Here is a 15,838-nt window from a genome sequence, read left to right on the forward strand (position 1 = left end):
GCAATGCTCGAATTTCCACGCTGGAAGTACGTCGTCATCGTGATCGTACTGGCGCTCAGCACGCTGTACGCACTGCCCAACATCTACCAGAAGGACCCGGCCATCCAGATCACCGCCAACCGTGGCGGGCAGATCGACGATGCGCTGCGCGACCGTGTGCTGGCCGACCTGAAGAAGGCCGGTGTCACCACGATCGGTGCAGAGAAGGAAGGGGACAGCCTGATCGTCCGCTTGTCGGACCTGAAGTCGCAGTCTGCCGCCAGCGATGCGCTGCGTGACAGCGTGGGCGAGAACTACACGGTTGCCCTGAACCTGGCCTCGACCGTGCCGGACTGGCTGGCCAAGCTCGGCGGCCGCCCGATGGTGCTGGGCCTGGACCTGCAGGGCGGCGTGCACTTCGTGCTGCAGGTCGACCAGAAGGCCGCGCTGGACAAGCGCCTGGACGCCTACACCGAGGACGTGCGCAGCACCCTGCGTGATGCGCGCATCGCCTACCAGTCGGTCGAGCGTCGTGCCGACAACACCATCGTCGCCAACCTGAGCCCCTCGGCCGGCGAAGACGCCGGTACCCGAGCCCGCGCCGCGCTGGCCAAGGCGCAGCCGACCCTCGGCTATGACGTCAGTGGCAACCGCATCACGGTCTCCATTCCGGAAGCGGAAATCACGCAGATCGCCAACGGCGCCATCGAGCAGAACATCAACACGCTGCGCAACCGCGTGAACCAGCTCGGCGTGTCCGAGCCGATCATCCAGCGCCAGGGTGCTGATCGCGTGGTGGTGCAGCTGCCGGGCGTGCAGGACACGGCCGAAGCCAAGCGCATGATCGGTGCCACCGCCACCCTGGAATACCGGGCCGTGGTGGAAGGCAACGCGCAGGACGCCATCGCGTCGGGTCGTATTCCGCCGGAAGCGAAGGTCTACCAGCGTCGTGACAACGGCGGTCCGGTGCTGCTGAACAAGCGCGTGATCGTCACCGGTGACCAGATGGTGGCCGCGCAGGCGGTGACCGACTCCACCAGCGGCACCCCGGCAGTCAGCGTGACGCTGAACAACGTCGGTGGCCAGCGCATGTTCGACTTCACCAGCGCGAACGTGAACAAGCCGATGGCGGTGGTCTACACCGAGCGCGTGCCGACCGTGACCGTCGTCGACGGTGAGGAAGTGCGTGGCTTCAAGGTCAACGAGGAAGTGATCTCGGTGGCCAACATCAACGGCGTGTTCGGCAAGAACTTCCAGACCACCGGTCTGCAGAAGAAGGAAGCCGAGGACCTGGCCAAGCTGCTGAAGTCGGGCTCGCTGGCTGCGCCGATGGACTTCGTCGAAGAGCGCGTGGTCGGCCCGAGCCTGGGCGCGGAGAACGTCAAGAACGGCATCACCGCGGTGGTCTATGCGTTCATGTTCACCCTGGTGTTCTTCACCATCTACTACCGCATGTTCGGCCTCATTACTTCGATCGCGATGCTGTTCAACCTGCTGATCGTGGTGGCGGTGATGTCGCTGTTCGGCGCGACCATGACCTTGCCGGGCTTTGCCGGCCTGGCGTTGTCGGTCGGTCTGTCGGTCGACGCCAACGTGCTGATCAACGAGCGTATCCGTGAAGAACTGCGTGCCGGCGTGCCGGGCAAGACCGCGATCGTGACCGGTTACGAGCGCGCGTCGGGCACCATCCTCGACGCCAACCTGACCGGCCTGATCGTCGGTGTGGCGCTGTTCGCATTCGGTACCGGTCCGCTGAAGGGCTTCGCGCTGACCATGATCATCGGTATTTTCGCTTCCATGTTCACCGCGATCACCGTATCGCGTGCACTGGCGACGCTGATCTACGGCCGTCGCAAGAAGCTCCAGAACGTGGCCATCTGACGGGACGACACGCACATGAAACTGTTTCCGCTGCACATCCTCCCGAACGATACCAAGATCGACTTCATGCGCTGGCGCCATGTCGCGATGGTCGTCACGATCATCGTGTTCCTGGCCTCGATCGGCATCATCGGCTTCAAGGGCTTCAACTACGCTCTGGACTTCACCGGCGGCACCCTGATCGAAGCCCGCTTCGAACACGCGGTGGATGTCGAGGACGTCCGCAGCAAACTTGAGCAGAACGGCTTCGATGGCGCCCAGGTACAGAGCGTCGGTGGCAACACCGACCTGCTGATCCGCCTGGCCCCGCACGGTGAGCACGCTCCGGGTACCGGCGGCGCTTCGGCCGAGGACAAGGCGACTGCCGCGGCCGTGGTCAAGGCGGTCTCTTCGGCTGACAACCAGGCCACCGTGCTGCGCAACGAGTTCGTTGGCCCGCAGATCGGCAAGGACCTGGCGATGAATGGCCTGTATGCCACCATCTTCATGCTGGCCGGCTTCCTGATCTACATCGCGGTGCGTTTCGAATGGAAGTTCGCGGTCACCGCGAGCATCGTGGCGATGTTCGACCTGATCGTGACGGTGGCCTACGTGTCGCTGCTGGGCCGTGAGTTCGACCTGACCGTGCTGGCCGGCCTGCTGTCGGTGATGGGCTTTGCGATCAACGACATCATCGTGGTGTTCGACCGCGTCCGCGAGAACTTCCGCAGCCTGCGCGTGGAGCCGATGGAAGTGCTGAACCGTTCGATCAACCAGACGCTGTCGCGTACGGTGATCACCGCGGTGATGTTCTTCCTGTCCGCACTGGCCCTGTACCTGTACGGTGGCAGCTCGATGGAAGGCCTGGCCGAGACGCACATGATCGGTGCGGTGATCGTGGTGCTGTCCTCGATCCTGGTGGCGGTGCCGATGCTGACGGTCGGCGCGCTGCGCGTGACCAAGCAGGACCTGCTGCCCAAGGCCAAGGACGTCGAGGCCCTCGCGCGCCGTCCGTAAGCCTCTGCTGCACGCAGTACACAGAGAACCCCGCGCAAGCGGGGTTTTTTGTTGGCAGGGCTGCGCCCTGCACCCGCAGAGGCCCTAAAGCAACGGCAACGTCAAAAGCCACAGCGGCACTGGCTTTCTGCTGGCTGGGCGGGGCCGTATGGGTTGGCAGGACACGCCGTAAACCCGTCCATGGGGGCTCGATGGCGCCATCCATGGCGCCAACGGTCCTGCCAACCCACACGGCCCCACCCCCGACAGATTCCTGCGGCTGTTGGTAGGTGTCGACCTTGGTCGACACATCTGTCAGATATCGAATGAACTCATCCGTGTCGACCAAGGTTGACACCTACCAGGCCCGGACGCTGTTCCAACAGATCGCGGGAAACTGTCGAAGGCGGGGTGGGTCCGGTTGAGGAGGCGTGAGCCGCATGGATGCGGCGACCGAGCCTACATGGACGTACTTGCAGCGTCCCCCTCAACCGGACCCACCCCGCCAACCCACAGGAACCCGGCTTCTGCCGTCGACGTTGCCTCTGCAGGTGCAGGGTGCAACCCTGCAGAACAAACTCCACCCTACGCCGCCGTCGGTTGTGCAATCTTCCCCCGCGCACTACGATCCTGCGGTTCGCGCGCACGCGCGCGCCACGTATTCCTGCTGAGCGCCCCGCGCGCCGCACCTGCCAACCCGAGGTCTTCATGGTCATCAAACCGCGCGTCCGCGGCTTCATCTGCGTCACCACCCACCCGACCGGCTGCGACGCCGCCGTCAAGCAGCAGATCGACTACATCCGTGCGCGCCCGCCGATCCAGAACGGCCCCAAGCGCGTGCTGGTGATCGGCGCCTCGACCGGCTACGGCCTGGCCGCGCGCATCACTGCCGCCTTCGGCAGTGGCGCGGCAACCCTGGGCATCTTCTTCGAGCGCCCGGGCAGTGAAACCAAGCCGGGCACGGCGGGCTGGTACAACTCGGCGGCGTTCCACAAGTACGCCGACGAAGCGGGTCTGTATGCCAAGAGCATCAACGGCGATGCGTTCTCCGATGAGGTGAAGGCCAAGACCATCGAGATGATCAAGGCCGATCTCGGCCAGGTCGACCAGGTGGTCTACAGCCTGGCCGCACCGCGCCGCAAGCATCCCAAGACGGGCGAGATCATCAGCTCCACGCTGAAGCCGATCGGCGAGCCGATCACCCTGCGTGGCCTGGATACCGACAAGGAAGTGCTGACCGAAACCCATCTGCAGCCGGCCACCCCGGAAGAGATCGCCGGCACCGTCGCGGTGATGGGCGGCGAGGACTGGCAGATGTGGATCGACGCGCTGGCCGATGCCGGCGTGCTGGCCAACGGCTGCACCACCACGGCCTTCACCTATGTGGGCGAAGAGATCACCCAGGCGATCTACTGGAACGGCTCCATCGGTGCTGCCAAGAAGGATCTGGACGACAAGGTGCTGGGGCTGCGCGAGAAGCTGGCCAGGATCGGCGGCGATGCGCGCGTGTCGGTGTTGAAGGCGGTGGTGACCCAGGCCAGCTCGGCCATTCCGACCATGCCGCTGTACCTGTCGCTGCTGTTCAAGGTGATGAAGGAAAAGGGCACCCACGAAGGCTGCATCGAGCAGCTCGACGTGCTGTACGACATCCTGTACGGCGCCAAGGCCGATGGCGTGGCGGTCGATCGACTGCGCCACGACCTGGTCGATGGCGATGGCCATACCGTTGCGCTGATCGATGAGGAAGGCCGCCTGCGCGCCGACTACAAGGAAATGGCCGCTGACGTGCAGGGCAAGGTGCTGGCGCTGTGGCCGCAGGTGACCAACGAGAACCTGTACGAGATCAGCGACCTGGCCGGCTACAAGGCCGATTTCCTGCGCCTGTTCGGTTTCGGTGTCGAAGGCGTCGACTACGAAGCCGACGTCAACCCGGACATGAAGATCGACAACCTGGTCGATCTGACCTGATCAACGGAGAAGGCCGGCGCAAGCCGGCCTTCTTTATGGGTAGCGCCGGGCCATGCCCGGCGAGCGCAGCGGTCTGCGGGCCACCCGCCGGGCATGGCCAGGCGCTACCGGTGAGGTGTCAGCCGAACTCGAAGTTCATCGCCGGCGCTGCCGGGCCGACGAAATCGCCCTGCACGTAGTCCACGCCGGCACTGAACAGCAGTGTCATCGAGTTGGCGTCGCTGACGAACTCGGCGATGGTGCGGATGCCCGCTTCCTGCGCGCGTGCGGTTATCTGGCTGACCCGGTCGATGTTCTCGCGGGTGGCGGCCAGGTCGCTGGTGAAGCCGCGATCAAGCTTGAGGAACTGCGGCTGGAAGTGGGCCAGCAGCTGGAACGAGTCCAGACCCGAGCCGAACTGCTCCAGGCCGATCCGGCAGCCGAGCGGTGCCACTTCCGCCAGGAACTGCTGGGCACTGCGCAGGTGGGTGAACACCTTCGATTCCGGCGCATGCAGCCACAGGCGTTCGCCCGGCACGCCGTGTGCCTGCAGCTGCTGGCGCAGCGTGGCGATCATCTTCGGATCATCGAACGATTCCGGCGTCACCTTCACCAGCACCTGGGTGGGATGACCCTCGCGGGCACGCGCGCCCAGCACCGCGATTGCCTGCGACACGACCCAGCAATTGATGTCCGCCAGCAGGCCATGTTCTTCGGCAATGCCGAGGAAGGCGGTCGGGCTCAGCAGCTCTCCGTTGTGTTCCAGCCGCAGGTAGGCTTCATACAGCTCCAGCGACTCGCCCTGCAGGTTCAGCACCGGCTGGTAATGCAACTGGAAGCCATCGCCTGCCAGGGCTTCGCGGATACGTGCGACCCAGCGCTGCACGCGCTCTTCCTCCACGCGATCAACAGCGGCCGGGTCGAAGATGCGGCAGGTATTGCCGAGGGCGGCTGCGGCCTGCGTGCATTCACTGGCGCGCGCCAGCACCTGGCCGATGCTGGCGATCTTCTCGCCCACCTGCACCCCGCCAATGCTGACGGTCACCGTGGCCGAGCGCGCGCCGATGCTGAAGACGTGTGCGGCGTAGGCTTCGCGGATGCGCTCGGCCAGTGCCACGGTCTGCGCATAGGGGCCGGACTGCAGTACGGCGAAACTGTGTTCGCCGAAACGGGCCAGCTGCGCATCGTCGCCAACAACGTCGGCCAGCAGGGCGGCGAGGGCGCCGATCAGGGCGTCGGCCGAGGCCAGTCCGATATCCGGGAGCAGGCGCGCGTAATGGTCCGGCTCGACCATCAGCAGGCCGAACTGACCTTCGCTGCGCCCAGCCTGGGCAACCGCGTCCTCGACCTGCAGCATGAAGGTGGGGCGGTTGAGCAGGCCGGTGACCTGGTCGCGCTGGCGCAGGTCCTCGACCTCGCGCGCCAGCTCCGGGTCGAATTCCATGCGCCGGCGGAACACCACCTGCAGGCAGGATTCGCCCTCGTAGGTGGCTGCGGTGAATTCCATCGTCGCCGGGAAGGCGCTGCCGTCCTGGTGGCGGGCGTCCAGCTGGTACTGTGGCGGAGGCGCTTCGCCGCGGCTGAGTGACTTCAGCAGCTGCTTGAAATCATCCACGTGCTGGGCGGCAACCATGTCCAGCAACGAGATGCCTTCGACCTCCTCGAAATCCTCGTAACCGAACATTTCCAGGTAGGCATCGTTGGCGCGGATATGCATGCCTTCGTGGACATAGGCAATCGGCTCGCGCGAAGAGGCGATCAGCGCGTCGCAGCGACGCTCGGTCTCGCGCATCTGCGCTTCGATCCGGCGCAGGCCGCGGCGCGCCTGCAGGTCGACCCACTGGTCGCGGACCACCGCCAGCAGGTGTTCGGCGCGCTGACGCAGGGCGAGGGCGCGCACTCCGTTGCTGCTGGCCTGTACCAGTTCGTCCTCGTCGATGCGTTCGGCCAGCAGCACCAGCGGGATGTCCTTGCCGCTGGCGGCGATGTGCTGGGCCACAAGTGGCAGCGGAATGCTCTGCGAGGGCGCAGCCAGCACCAGGTCGATCGCCTGGCTGGCCAGCACCTGCGACAGCTCGGCCGAGTCCTGCGGGCGCCATGGGCGCACGGCGATGCCGCTGTTGCGCAGGGTGCTGACGATGGCTTCGGCGTTCTCGCCGCTGTCATCGACGATCAGCAGGCGGATGGTGATGTCGTTCGCGTTCTGCATGCACTGCTCCCCAATCTGCAAATCTAGATACACGATGCGTGGCGGCGCGTCCATGCGCGCAACGGTTGCGTGCACGGAACGGCGATGCGGTTCACACCACGCCGCCGGCCGCGTGCCCACTGGCCCAGGCCCACTGGAAGTTGTAGCCGCCCAGCCAGCCGGTCACGTCCAGCACCTCGCCGACGAAATGCAGGCCGGGTACGCGCTTGGATTCCAGCGTCGAGGAAGAGACCTCGTTGGTATCGACGCCGCCCAGGGTGACTTCGGCGGTGCGGTAGCCCTCGGTGCCGCTGGCCACCAGTGGAAACGCTGAAAGCACCTGTGCGGCCTTGCGCAGGTCCGGCTCGTCCAGCTGGCGTACCGGGCGGTCGGGCAGCCAGTGCTCGCACAGGCGCTGCGCCAGCCGCTTGGGCAGCACATCGCCCAGCACCGTGCGCAGTTCCGCGGCGGGGCGTTCGCGTTTCATCTGGCGCAGCCATTCGGCGGCATCCTGGCCGGGCAGCAGATCCAGCGACAGCGCGTCGCCGGGCTGCCAGAACGAGGAAATCTGCAGGATGGCCGGGCCACTGACGCCACGATGGGTCAGCAGCATGAAGTTGCGGAAGCGGGTGCCGTTGCTGCTGGCCTCGACCGGCAGGGCGACGCCGCTGAGCTCGGCCAGGCGCTCCTGGTGGGTGCCGCTGAGGGTCAACGGCACCAGGCCGGCGCGGGTGGGCAGCACCTGGTGGCCGAACTGGCGCGCGATCTCATAGCCGAATCCGGTTGCACCCAGGCTGGGAATGGACAGGCCGCCGGTGGCGACCACCAGCGAGGCGCAATGGAACAGGCCGTGCGTGGTGTGCACGCGGAAGCCGTCAGTGCCGTGCTCGATGCGCTCCACGCTGCACTGCGTGCGGATCTGCACGCCGGCCTGCTGGCATTCGTCCACCAGCATCTTCACGATCTGCTTGGACGAAACATCGCAGAACAGCTGGCCCAGTTCCTTCTCGTGATAGGCGATGCCGTGGCGCTCGACCATCTCGATGAAGTGGTAGGGCGAGTAACGCGCCAGTGCCGACTTGCAGAAATGCGGATTGGCCGACAGGAAGTTGGCCGGGGTGGTGCCGGTGTTGGTGAAGTTGCAGCGGCCACCGCCGGACATCAGGATCTTCTTGCCGATCTTGTTGGCGTGGTCGATCACCTGCACATGCCGGCCTCGCTGGCCCGCCGTGATCGCGGTCATCAGCCCGGCAGCGCCGGCACCGATGACCAGCACGTCGCAGCGGATCGTGCTCATGCCTTGGCGCGCTTTCGCCAGTTGGGGATCACGTCCAGCTGCATCTGATCATTGAGCAGCTGCACTTCGGCGTCCTGGATCAGCACGCTCCAGCGCATCGCACGCTGGATCTGCTGGCCCCACAGATCGACGAAGCCGCCGTCCAGGTCGACCACCGACAGGTTGTCGAAGCGGGCCAGGCCCTTGCCCTGCTTCTGCCACCAGATGTCCGATGCATTGCCGCCGTAGTTGACCACCTGCACCTGCCGGCTGCGGTTGCTGGCCTTGCGGATGCGCGACTCGTCCGGATGGCCGAGGTCGATCCACTGCAGGATGTCGCCGGTGTAGTCGTGTTCCCACAGGTCCGGCTCGTCGTCGGTGCTCAGGCCGCGGCCGAATTCCAGGCGGTCGCCAGCGTTCAGCGCGAAGGCGAGCAGGCGCACCATCAGGCGTTCGTCGGTTTCGGACGGATGCTGGGCCAGGGTCAGGTTGTGGGTCGCGTAGTAGCCGCGATCCATGTCGCTGATCTGCAGTTCGGCCTTGCGGATGGTGGCGGTGAGGGCCATGAAGATCCAGAGGGGTAAAGACCGTCAATGATAGAGGTTTGCCCCGGGGGTGTCCGGTATGGGGGGTGTCGGCAGGGCCTGATCGGTGGCACGCTGGCCGCCCTGATGCTTCTGGCGTGTCCTGTCGTATGTCCCTGCCCAGCCGACTTCAGCTGCCGCCCGGTGACTGGGTTTCCCTGCTGGATGGCCTGTGCGCGCGCTTCCCGCGCATCGACCGGCTGCAATGGGAGAGTCGCTTCGCACGCGGGCGGATACAGGACGCACAGGGCAGGGCGCTGGCGCCGGACATGCCGTGGCAGGTGGGGCTGGAGATCCGCTACTTCCGTGAAGTGGCCGATGAGCCGGTGATTCCCTTCGAAGAGAACATCCTGCATTGCGACGCGCACCTGCTGGTGGCCGACAAGCCGCACTTCCTGCCGACCGCGCCGGCCGGTGCTTTTGTGCGCCAGACCCTGCTGGCACGCCTGGTCGAGCGCACCGGCAACGTCGACCTGGTGCCGTTGCACCGACTGGACCGGCTGACGGCCGGCCTGGTGCTGTTTTCCACCCAGCCGCAAACGCGCGACGCGTACCAGAGGCTGTTTCGTGAGCGCCGCATCGAGAAGACCTACGAGGCGCTGGCGCCGGCCTTGCCGGACCTGCGGTTTCCGCTGGAGCGGCATAGCCGGCTGCAGCCGGGGGACTCGTTCTTCCGTATGGCTGAAGTTCCCGGCGAGCCGAATGCGCTGACCCGTATCGAGGTCATTGATGCGCACGGCCCGGTCTGGCGCTATCGGCTTGCGCCCGAATCCGGGCGCAAGCATCAGCTGCGCGTCCATATGGCCGCGCTCGGGGCGCCGATCCTGGGGGACGAGTTTTATCCGCAGCTGCACGTGCGGCCAGAGCGTGCGGCCGAGCCGCCGTTGCAGCTGCTGGCGCAGGCGTTGGCCTTCGATGATCCGTTGACCGGCCAGCGACGCAGCTTCCGCAGCACGCGCACCTTGTGCGTTCCCGGCTGACGCACAGCCGGATTCACCTGCCCGGTCGTTGCGCCAGCCAGCGGTCCAGCTCGGCAGCGAACAACTGGCGGTCACGCGCGCCGAGCGGCGGTGGCCCGCCGGTCTGGACGCCGGCGCCACGCAGTTCTTCCATGAAATTGCGCATCGACAGCCGCTCGGCCATGTTGTTGGGGGTGTACAGCTGGCCGCGCGGGTTCAGGGCCACGCCCTTCTTCTCCAGCACGAGGGCCGCCAGGGGGATGTCCTGGGTGACCACCAGGTCGCCGGCAGCCATCCGTTCGACAATGGCGCTGTCAGCCACATCCAGTCCCTGCGGAACCTGGATGGAGCGCAGCCAGCGCGAAGGCGGGGTGCGGATCCACTGGTTGGCGACCAGGGTCAGCTCCACGCCGACCCGTTCAGCTGCGCGGAACAGGATGTCGCGGATGACAACAGGGCAGGCGTCTGCGTCCACCCAGATGCGGGGGAGCAGGGGTTCAGCGCGGGTTTCAGCTTCAGTCATTTACCCAGTGTAGGGTAGGAAAAACCTGAATGGGGGCCCGGGTTTAGCCTCGATCTGGTGCAACCCCTTGCCCTGTCTAGGGGCTGGCCGTTTGACGCTGAATATCATGGCTATCGCTTTTTGCTCAAAACACGCGTATCGTCTGGCCCACTGTGTTTGCTAGGGTCACCGTGAATCGTGGCCTGGTGCAGTTGATCTCACGATCCGCTCATCGATCCGCTTTACCAACGCCTGCAACTCAGTCTCGGCCCCGATACCCGGTGGCTGCGATTTTTTTCAACATGTGTTTCAGGAGTTAGTAAATATGTCTGATCGTCAGACCGGCACTGTCAAGTGGTTCAACGACGCCAAGGGCTTCGGCTTCATCACCCCGGAAAGCGGCCCGGACCTGTTCGTGCATTTCCGCGCGATCCAGGGCACCGGCTTCAAGACCCTGCAGGAAGGCCAGAAGGTTACCTTCGTCGCCGTCCAGGGCCAGAAGGGTATGCAGGCTGACCAGGTGCAGGCGGTCTAATCCGTCTGCTACCGTTTGGTAGCCAGAACGCCGGGAGCGAAAGCTCCCGGCGTTTTTCGTTTGCGTCGCACGACGGGTTCAACCCGCAGCCAGCGCCCGCTCCAGCAGCTGGGTTATTTCCTGGTACTCGGCGCGTTCGGCTGCCGGAATGCGCGACAGGATCTCGCGCAGGACATCAACCACCTCCGGACCCACCGGCACTTCCATCCATTGCAGGTGATAGGCCGCCAGTATCCGGCTGTCGTCATCGCTGGAATGGAGCTGACTGAACAGCAGCGGCAAGGCTTCGGGCTTCATGCATTCACCCAGCGCGTCGGTGCAGCGTTGCTGCCAGAACGCGGGTTGCGCTGCGATCATCTTCTGCAGGCGCTGCCAATCGTGCGCTTCGAATCTGCGCAGGACGCCCTTGGCAACGTGCTCGCAGATGTACTGCGTCCAGTTGTGGTCCTCGGATTGCCCGAGGTAACCAAGCAGTGCATCGAACGGCGGGGTGTCCATGCTGGCAGGCCTTCCACGGCCGGGCAGGGTAGCAGACACCTGCATGCACCAGGCCGCGCTACCATCGGGCACCTTTCTGCGGAAGCCGCCCATGCGCATCGTCCATCATCTGGAAAATTCCCGTTCGCTTCGCGTGCTGTGGATGCTGGAAGAGCTGGGGCTGGACTACGAACTGCGACGCTACCCGCGCGACCCGAAGACCCTGCTGGCGCCGCCGGAACTGCGCCAGGTGCATCCGCTGGGCAAGGCGCCGGTGCTGCAGGATGGCGACCTCATCCTGGCCGAATCCGGCGCCATCCTCGACTACCTGGTTGACCGCTACGACGTGCATCGCCAGCTGTCGCCGTCGCCGGTACCGGCCGAAGGCAAAGAGCGCATCGATTACCGCTACTGGCTGCACTATGCCGAAGGTTCGGCCATGCCGCCGATGCTGCTGACCCTGGTGATCAGCCGCATCCGCAGCGCGCCGATGCCGTTCTTCGCGCGGCCGATCGCCCGCAGCATCGCCGACAAGGCCGAGCGCGGTTTCATCGGCCCGCAGCGGCGCCTGCATCTGGACTGGATGGAACGGCGCCTGGCCGAAAGCCCGTGGTTTGCAGGCGAACGCTTCACCGCTGCGGACATCCAGATGAGCTTCCCGATCCAGGCGGCGGCCGCACGCGGCGGCGGGCTGGACGACAAGCCGGCATTGCGTGGCTTCCTCAAGCGCATCGGCGAGCGCCCGGCCTACCGGCGCGCCGAGGCGCACGGCGGGGCATTGCAGGCCCTGCGCGGCGATTGAGGATGGCCGTCGCCGCCCCCATGCTTTGCCCATGGATACCACTGCCCCCCAGTTCGACAACCGCCTGCTGAATCTGCTGCCGGGCGATCCCGAGTCCGGTCCGCGCCGGCGCGAAGTGCTGGGTGCGGCCTGGTCGCCGGTGATGCCGACGCCTGTCGCAGCGCCGGTGCTGCTGGCGTGGTCGCCGGAGGTTGCCGGGATGCTGGGGTTCGATCCTGCGCAGGTCGATGACGAAAGCTTCGCCGAGGTGTTCGGCGGCAACGCGTTGTACGCGGGCATGCAGCCGTGGGCGGCCAACTATGGGGGCCATCAGTTCGGCCATTGGGCCGGTCAGCTCGGTGATGGCCGCGCCATCTCGCTGGGCGAGGTGATCGCCCCCGATGGCCGGCACTGGGAGCTTCAGCTGAAGGGTGCCGGGCCGACGCCGTATTCGCGCGGCGCCGACGGCCGTGCGGTGCTGCGCTCGTCGATCCGTGAATTCCTGTGCAGCGAGGCCATGCATCACCTGGGTGTGCCGACCACGCGCGCCCTGTCGCTGGTCGGCACCGGCGAAGACGTGGTGCGCGACATGTTCTACGACGGTCATCCCCGTGCGGAGCCCGGCGCGATCGTCTGCCGGGTATCGCCCTCGTTCCTGCGCTTTGGTTCGTTTGAACTGCCTGCTTCACGTGGCGAGACCGCACTGCTGAAGCAACTGGTCGAGGCGTGCATCGCCCGCGATTTCCCGGAACTGACGGGGCAGGGCGAAGCGCTGTATGGCGACTGGTTCGCACAGATCGCCGTGCGTACCGCAGAGATGATCGCGCACTGGATGCGCGTGGGCTTCGTGCATGGGGTGATGAACACCGACAACCTCTCCGTGCTCGGCGTGACGCTGGACTATGGCCCCTATGGCTGGGTCGAAGACTTCGACCCGGACTGGACCCCGAACACCACCGATGCGCAGGGACGCCGCTATCGTTTCGGCACCCAGCCGCAGGTGGCGTACTGGAATCTCAACCGGCTTGCGCAGGCGCTGTCGCCGTTGTTCGCCGACGTGCAGCCGCTGCAGGCAGGGCTGGCCGCTTACCAGGCGACCTTGGTCGCCTGCACCCGCCGCGATGTTGCGGCCAAGCTGGGGCTGGCCGCGGCCGACGATGCCGATCTGCAGCTTTACCAGCGCTGGCAGCAGCTGATGCAGGACGGCGGCATGGACATGACCCTGGCATGGCGTACGTTGATGCGCATCGATGCCAACGCACCCGATGCAAGCGTATTGGCCGAGGTCTTCTACGACGCCGAGCGCCAGCACGCGGTGCAGGAACCTCTGCAGCAGTGGTTGCACGAGTACGCGGCGCGGCTGCGTGCCGATCCGCTGCCGGCAGCCGAGCGTGTCGTGAAGATGGGTGCGGCCAATCCACTGTATGTGCTGCGCAACTGGCTGGCACAGGAAGCGATCGACCGCGCCGAGCAGGGCGAGCTGGGCGGTGTGCATGCCCTGCAGGACGTACTGCGTGATCCGTACACCGAACGCCCGGGGCTGGAACATTACGCCGGCAAGCGGCCGGCGTGGGCTGACGACCGCGCAGGCTGTTCGATGCTGTCCTGCAGTTCGTAGGGTTTTCCTTTGCAGGGCTGCGCCCTGCACCCGCCGAGGCCGGAGCAACGGCGCTGCGGGCGACCACCGCCCAGCAGCAACAGCAACAGCGGGGATCCTGGGGGATGGCCGGGCACTGTGGGTTTGCGGGGACGCCGTAAACCCCCAGACCGGCCCAGCCGCTGGCGGCTGTGCGTTCGGGCGCTTACGAAGCAGTGCCTCGCAAGCAAAGCGCCCTCACCCATGGGGGCTTGGTCGCCGCATCCATGCGGCTCACACCCCGCAAACCCACAGTGCCCCGCCTTCGATAGTTGGCCGCGATCTGCCGGATCTGCCCCCGATCTGTTTCGAGATCTGTTGCTCTGGCTCCTGGCAGTGCAGGGCTGCAAGCCCTGCAAACACCTCGCCTACAACGATGGTAGTACCCATTCAGTGCGATATTCGCACACGCAGTCGATTACCGCACTTGAATGGTGCAGTGCGATAAATCTACTTTCATTTCCGCAGTTTCATAGCAGTCCAAGCGATCCACCCCTGGCGGGGCGAGGGCAGCAGCCGGTCCGGTGCTGATGCCAGGTGCAGGGGGAAGGCCGCCGGATTTTCCTTCCTCTGCGCGGAGTGATCGCATGCGCCGTCGTCTGTCCATTGTTTCCCTGTCCCTGCTTGCCGTGCTGCCGTCGCTGGCGCTGGCCTACCAGGCCGAACCGCCGCGCGAGGCACTGCAGGTGCTGCGTGTGGACCGCTACGCCGACGACGCCAACGCCGGCTCGCTGCGCTGGGCGATCACCACTGCCAATGCGGCGCCGGGTCGCTACCGCATCGAGATCGCGGCCGTGGGCGCTGCGCCTTACGTCATCACGCCGGCCACGCCGCTGCCGGAGATCAAGGGGCCGGTACAGATCATCGGCACGTCCTGGGAACGCGATGGCCAGTACGTCGCCATCGATGGCTCGGCCTACGTGACCGGCACCGGTACCGATGCCTGCCCCGGCGCCGAGCCGGGGCAGTCCGGCACCAACGTGCGCACCACCACGCTGCCGGGCCTGGTCCTGCGCGATACCCAGGGCGTGGAGCTGGCCGGCCTGGAGATCCGCAATTTCTGTATCGGCGTGCTGGTCAACCGCTCCAGCCACAACGAGATCCATGACAACCGCATCGTCGCCAACAAGGGCGGTGCCGGCATCATGCTCACCGGTGATGACGGCAAGGGCCAGTCCACCGCCACCACCACCGTGCACAACCGCATCGTGCGCAACGTATTCCTCGATAACGGCGACGGCCTGGAGTTGACCCGCGGCGCGGCCTGGAACCTGGTGGCCGACAACCTGTTCCAATCCACCAGGGCCAACCCGGAACCTTCGCAGGGCATCGAGATCCTGTGGGGCAACGACAACAGCGTGGTCCACAACCGCTTCGTCGATTACTCCGATGGCCTGCAGATCAACTGGGGCAACCGCAACTACATCGCGGCAAACACCTTCACCGGCAATTCGCTGGGCCTGAGCATCACCGGCAGCGGCAACGTGGTCGACGGCAACACCATCAGCGGCAATGGCATCGGCATCGGCGTGCGCCCGCAGCCGGTCAGTGCGCCGAACCGCTTCACCGGCAACCGCATCTACGGCAACGGCCTGCCGATCGAGCGCTGCGAAGCCGGCGGGGCCTGCGTGAAGGGCCAGCCGCGTGGCACCATCGTGTTCGGTGTGCCGGGCCTGGAGCACGCCAGCTTCGTCGGCTCCCGTGGCCGTGGCGTGGACAACGATGCGTCCAAGCGTGCGCGCATCTGCACCGCTGCCGGCCAGGCCGGCTGCCAGCCGCTGCCGAACCTCGGCCAGGCCGCGCCGCAGCTGACCGCAGTGCAGGGCAAGGGTGCGCAGCGCCTGCTGACCGGTCGTTTCCAGGGCGTGCCTGATGCCCGCTACCAGGTGGAAGTGTTCGGCAACCGCGCCGCCACCGGCAGCGAGGCCGAGTGGGTGCTGGGCAGTGTGGAAGCACGTACCGACGCGCAGGGGCAGGGCAGCTTCACCTTCCCGCTCGGTGCAGGGACCGACGCTGCCGCTGCCGGCAGCCTGACCGCCACAGTTACCTCGGCGCAGGGCGCCACCTCCCCGCTGAGTGCGCCGCTGTCGCTGCGCTGATCACCTCCACGAGACCGCG

13 protein-coding genes are annotated in these 15,838 nt (G+C 66.0%); 8 read left to right on the forward strand and 5 right to left on the reverse strand.

All coding sequences use genetic code 11. The annotated features are described in order from the left end of the window. Positions 1 to 3: 3 nt before the first annotated feature. The 3 genes from secD to fabV all read left to right on the forward strand — a co-directional run bounded on the left by secD (position 4) and on the right by fabV (position 4,803). Positions 4 to 1,860, forward strand: a complete 1,857-nt coding sequence (gene secD, locus CR918_RS06810) for a protein translocase subunit SecD (RefSeq protein ID WP_033830879.1) — start codon at positions 4 to 6, stop codon at positions 1,858 to 1,860. A 15-nt stretch (positions 1,861 to 1,875) separates the two neighbouring features. Continuing rightward, complete coding sequence (gene secF / locus CR918_RS06815) at positions 1,876 to 2,856, forward strand: protein translocase subunit SecF (RefSeq protein WP_025875120.1); 981 nt, start codon at positions 1,876 to 1,878, stop codon at positions 2,854 to 2,856. A 687-nt stretch (positions 2,857 to 3,543) separates the two neighbouring features. Continuing rightward, positions 3,544 to 4,803 (forward strand): enoyl-ACP reductase FabV, encoded by a 1,260-nt coding sequence (gene fabV, locus CR918_RS06820; RefSeq protein WP_099842306.1) that lies wholly within the window; start codon positions 3,544 to 3,546, stop codon positions 4,801 to 4,803. 118 nt (positions 4,804 to 4,921) lie between these two features. Here fabV and CR918_RS06825 read toward each other — a convergent pair whose 3' ends face one another. The 3 genes from CR918_RS06825 to CR918_RS06835 form a co-directional block, all read right to left on the reverse strand. After that, positions 4,922 to 6,991 (reverse strand): EAL domain-containing response regulator, encoded by a 2,070-nt coding sequence (locus tag CR918_RS06825; RefSeq protein ID WP_059063907.1) that lies wholly within the window; start codon positions 6,989 to 6,991, stop codon positions 4,922 to 4,924. A gap of 91 nt (positions 6,992 to 7,082) precedes the next feature. Next, positions 7,083 to 8,267, reverse strand: a complete 1,185-nt coding sequence (locus tag CR918_RS06830; RefSeq protein WP_032977610.1) for a BaiN/RdsA family NAD(P)/FAD-dependent oxidoreductase — start codon at positions 8,265 to 8,267, stop codon at positions 7,083 to 7,085. Next, complete coding sequence (locus CR918_RS06835) at positions 8,264 to 8,812, reverse strand: YaeQ family protein (protein WP_025875114.1); 549 nt, start codon at positions 8,810 to 8,812, stop codon at positions 8,264 to 8,266. Before CR918_RS06835 ends, CR918_RS06830 begins: the two co-directional genes overlap by 4 nt. 128 nt (positions 8,813 to 8,940) lie before the next feature. On the opposite strand from CR918_RS06835, the gene CR918_RS06840 reads away from it, so the two are divergent. Then, positions 8,941 to 9,810 (forward strand): pseudouridine synthase, encoded by an 870-nt coding sequence (locus tag CR918_RS06840; RefSeq protein ID WP_099842307.1) that lies wholly within the window; start codon positions 8,941 to 8,943, stop codon positions 9,808 to 9,810. 13 nt (positions 9,811 to 9,823) lie between these two features. On the opposite strand, the gene CR918_RS06845 is transcribed toward CR918_RS06840, so the two are convergent. Then, complete coding sequence (locus tag CR918_RS06845) at positions 9,824 to 10,312, reverse strand: YaiI/YqxD family protein (RefSeq protein WP_099842308.1); 489 nt, start codon at positions 10,310 to 10,312, stop codon at positions 9,824 to 9,826. A gap of 304 nt (positions 10,313 to 10,616) precedes the next feature. Between CR918_RS06845 and CR918_RS06850 the strand changes: the two genes are divergently transcribed. Next, entirely contained in the window at positions 10,617 to 10,826 is a 210-nt protein-coding gene (locus CR918_RS06850) for a cold-shock protein (RefSeq protein ID WP_025875108.1), read from the forward strand. Between the two features lie 78 nt (positions 10,827 to 10,904). Here the strand turns inward: CR918_RS06850 and CR918_RS06855 are convergent, their stop codons facing one another. Continuing rightward, positions 10,905 to 11,324 carry a hypothetical protein gene (locus CR918_RS06855; RefSeq protein WP_051585111.1) on the reverse strand — a complete coding sequence of 140 codons (420 nt, stop codon included), beginning with the start codon at positions 11,322 to 11,324 and terminating at the stop codon, positions 10,905 to 10,907. Positions 11,325 to 11,415: 91 nt separating this feature from the next. Between CR918_RS06855 and CR918_RS06860 the strand changes: the two genes are divergently transcribed. From CR918_RS06860 to CR918_RS06870, 3 genes are all read left to right on the forward strand, one after another. Further along, positions 11,416 to 12,105: a glutathione S-transferase gene (locus CR918_RS06860; protein WP_025875105.1), complete on the forward strand. Its 690-nt coding sequence runs from the start codon at positions 11,416 to 11,418 to the stop codon at positions 12,103 to 12,105. Between the two features lie 31 nt (positions 12,106 to 12,136). After that, on the forward strand, positions 12,137 to 13,702 hold the full coding sequence (locus CR918_RS06865) for a protein adenylyltransferase SelO (RefSeq protein WP_099842309.1): 1,566 nt from the start codon (positions 12,137 to 12,139) through the stop codon (positions 13,700 to 13,702). 605 nt (positions 13,703 to 14,307) lie between these two features. Then, positions 14,308 to 15,819, forward strand: a complete 1,512-nt coding sequence (locus tag CR918_RS06870) for a right-handed parallel beta-helix repeat-containing protein (protein ID WP_099842310.1) — start codon at positions 14,308 to 14,310, stop codon at positions 15,817 to 15,819. Positions 15,820 to 15,838: the final 19 nt, after the last annotated feature.

Source organism: Stenotrophomonas indicatrix (assembly GCF_002750975.1).
Taxonomy (GTDB): Bacteria; Pseudomonadota; Gammaproteobacteria; order Xanthomonadales; family Xanthomonadaceae; genus Stenotrophomonas; species Stenotrophomonas indicatrix.

What these genes read in the sequence shown, in the direction of transcription:
- CR918_RS06865 (WP_099842309.1), top strand. Translation starts at nt 12,137, where the DNA reads ATGGATACCACTGCCCCCCAGTTCGACAACCGCCTGCTGAATCTGCTG.
- fabV (WP_099842306.1), top strand. Translation starts at nt 3,544, where the DNA reads ATGGTCATCAAACCGCGCGTCCGCGGCTTCATCTGCGTCACCACCCAC.
- CR918_RS06860 (WP_025875105.1), top strand. Translation starts at nt 11,416, where the DNA reads ATGCGCATCGTCCATCATCTGGAAAATTCCCGTTCGCTTCGCGTGCTG.
- secD (WP_033830879.1), top strand. Translation starts at nt 4, where the DNA reads ATGCTCGAATTTCCACGCTGGAAGTACGTCGTCATCGTGATCGTACTG.
- CR918_RS06835 (WP_025875114.1), bottom strand. Translation starts at nt 8,812, where the DNA reads ATGGCCCTCACCGCCACCATCCGCAAGGCCGAACTGCAGATCAGCGAC.
- CR918_RS06845 (WP_099842308.1), bottom strand. Translation starts at nt 10,312, where the DNA reads ATGACTGAAGCTGAAACCCGCGCTGAACCCCTGCTCCCCCGCATCTGG.
- CR918_RS06870 (WP_099842310.1), top strand. Translation starts at nt 14,308, where the DNA reads ATGCGCCGTCGTCTGTCCATTGTTTCCCTGTCCCTGCTTGCCGTGCTG.
- CR918_RS06830 (WP_032977610.1), bottom strand. Translation starts at nt 8,267, where the DNA reads ATGAGCACGATCCGCTGCGACGTGCTGGTCATCGGTGCCGGCGCTGCC.
- CR918_RS06855 (WP_051585111.1), bottom strand. Translation starts at nt 11,324, where the DNA reads ATGGACACCCCGCCGTTCGATGCACTGCTTGGTTACCTCGGGCAATCC.
- CR918_RS06850 (WP_025875108.1), top strand. Translation starts at nt 10,617, where the DNA reads ATGTCTGATCGTCAGACCGGCACTGTCAAGTGGTTCAACGACGCCAAG.
- CR918_RS06840 (WP_099842307.1), top strand. Translation starts at nt 8,941, where the DNA reads ATGTCCCTGCCCAGCCGACTTCAGCTGCCGCCCGGTGACTGGGTTTCC.
- CR918_RS06825 (WP_059063907.1), bottom strand. Translation starts at nt 6,991, where the DNA reads ATGCAGAACGCGAACGACATCACCATCCGCCTGCTGATCGTCGATGAC.
- secF (WP_025875120.1), top strand. Translation starts at nt 1,876, where the DNA reads ATGAAACTGTTTCCGCTGCACATCCTCCCGAACGATACCAAGATCGAC.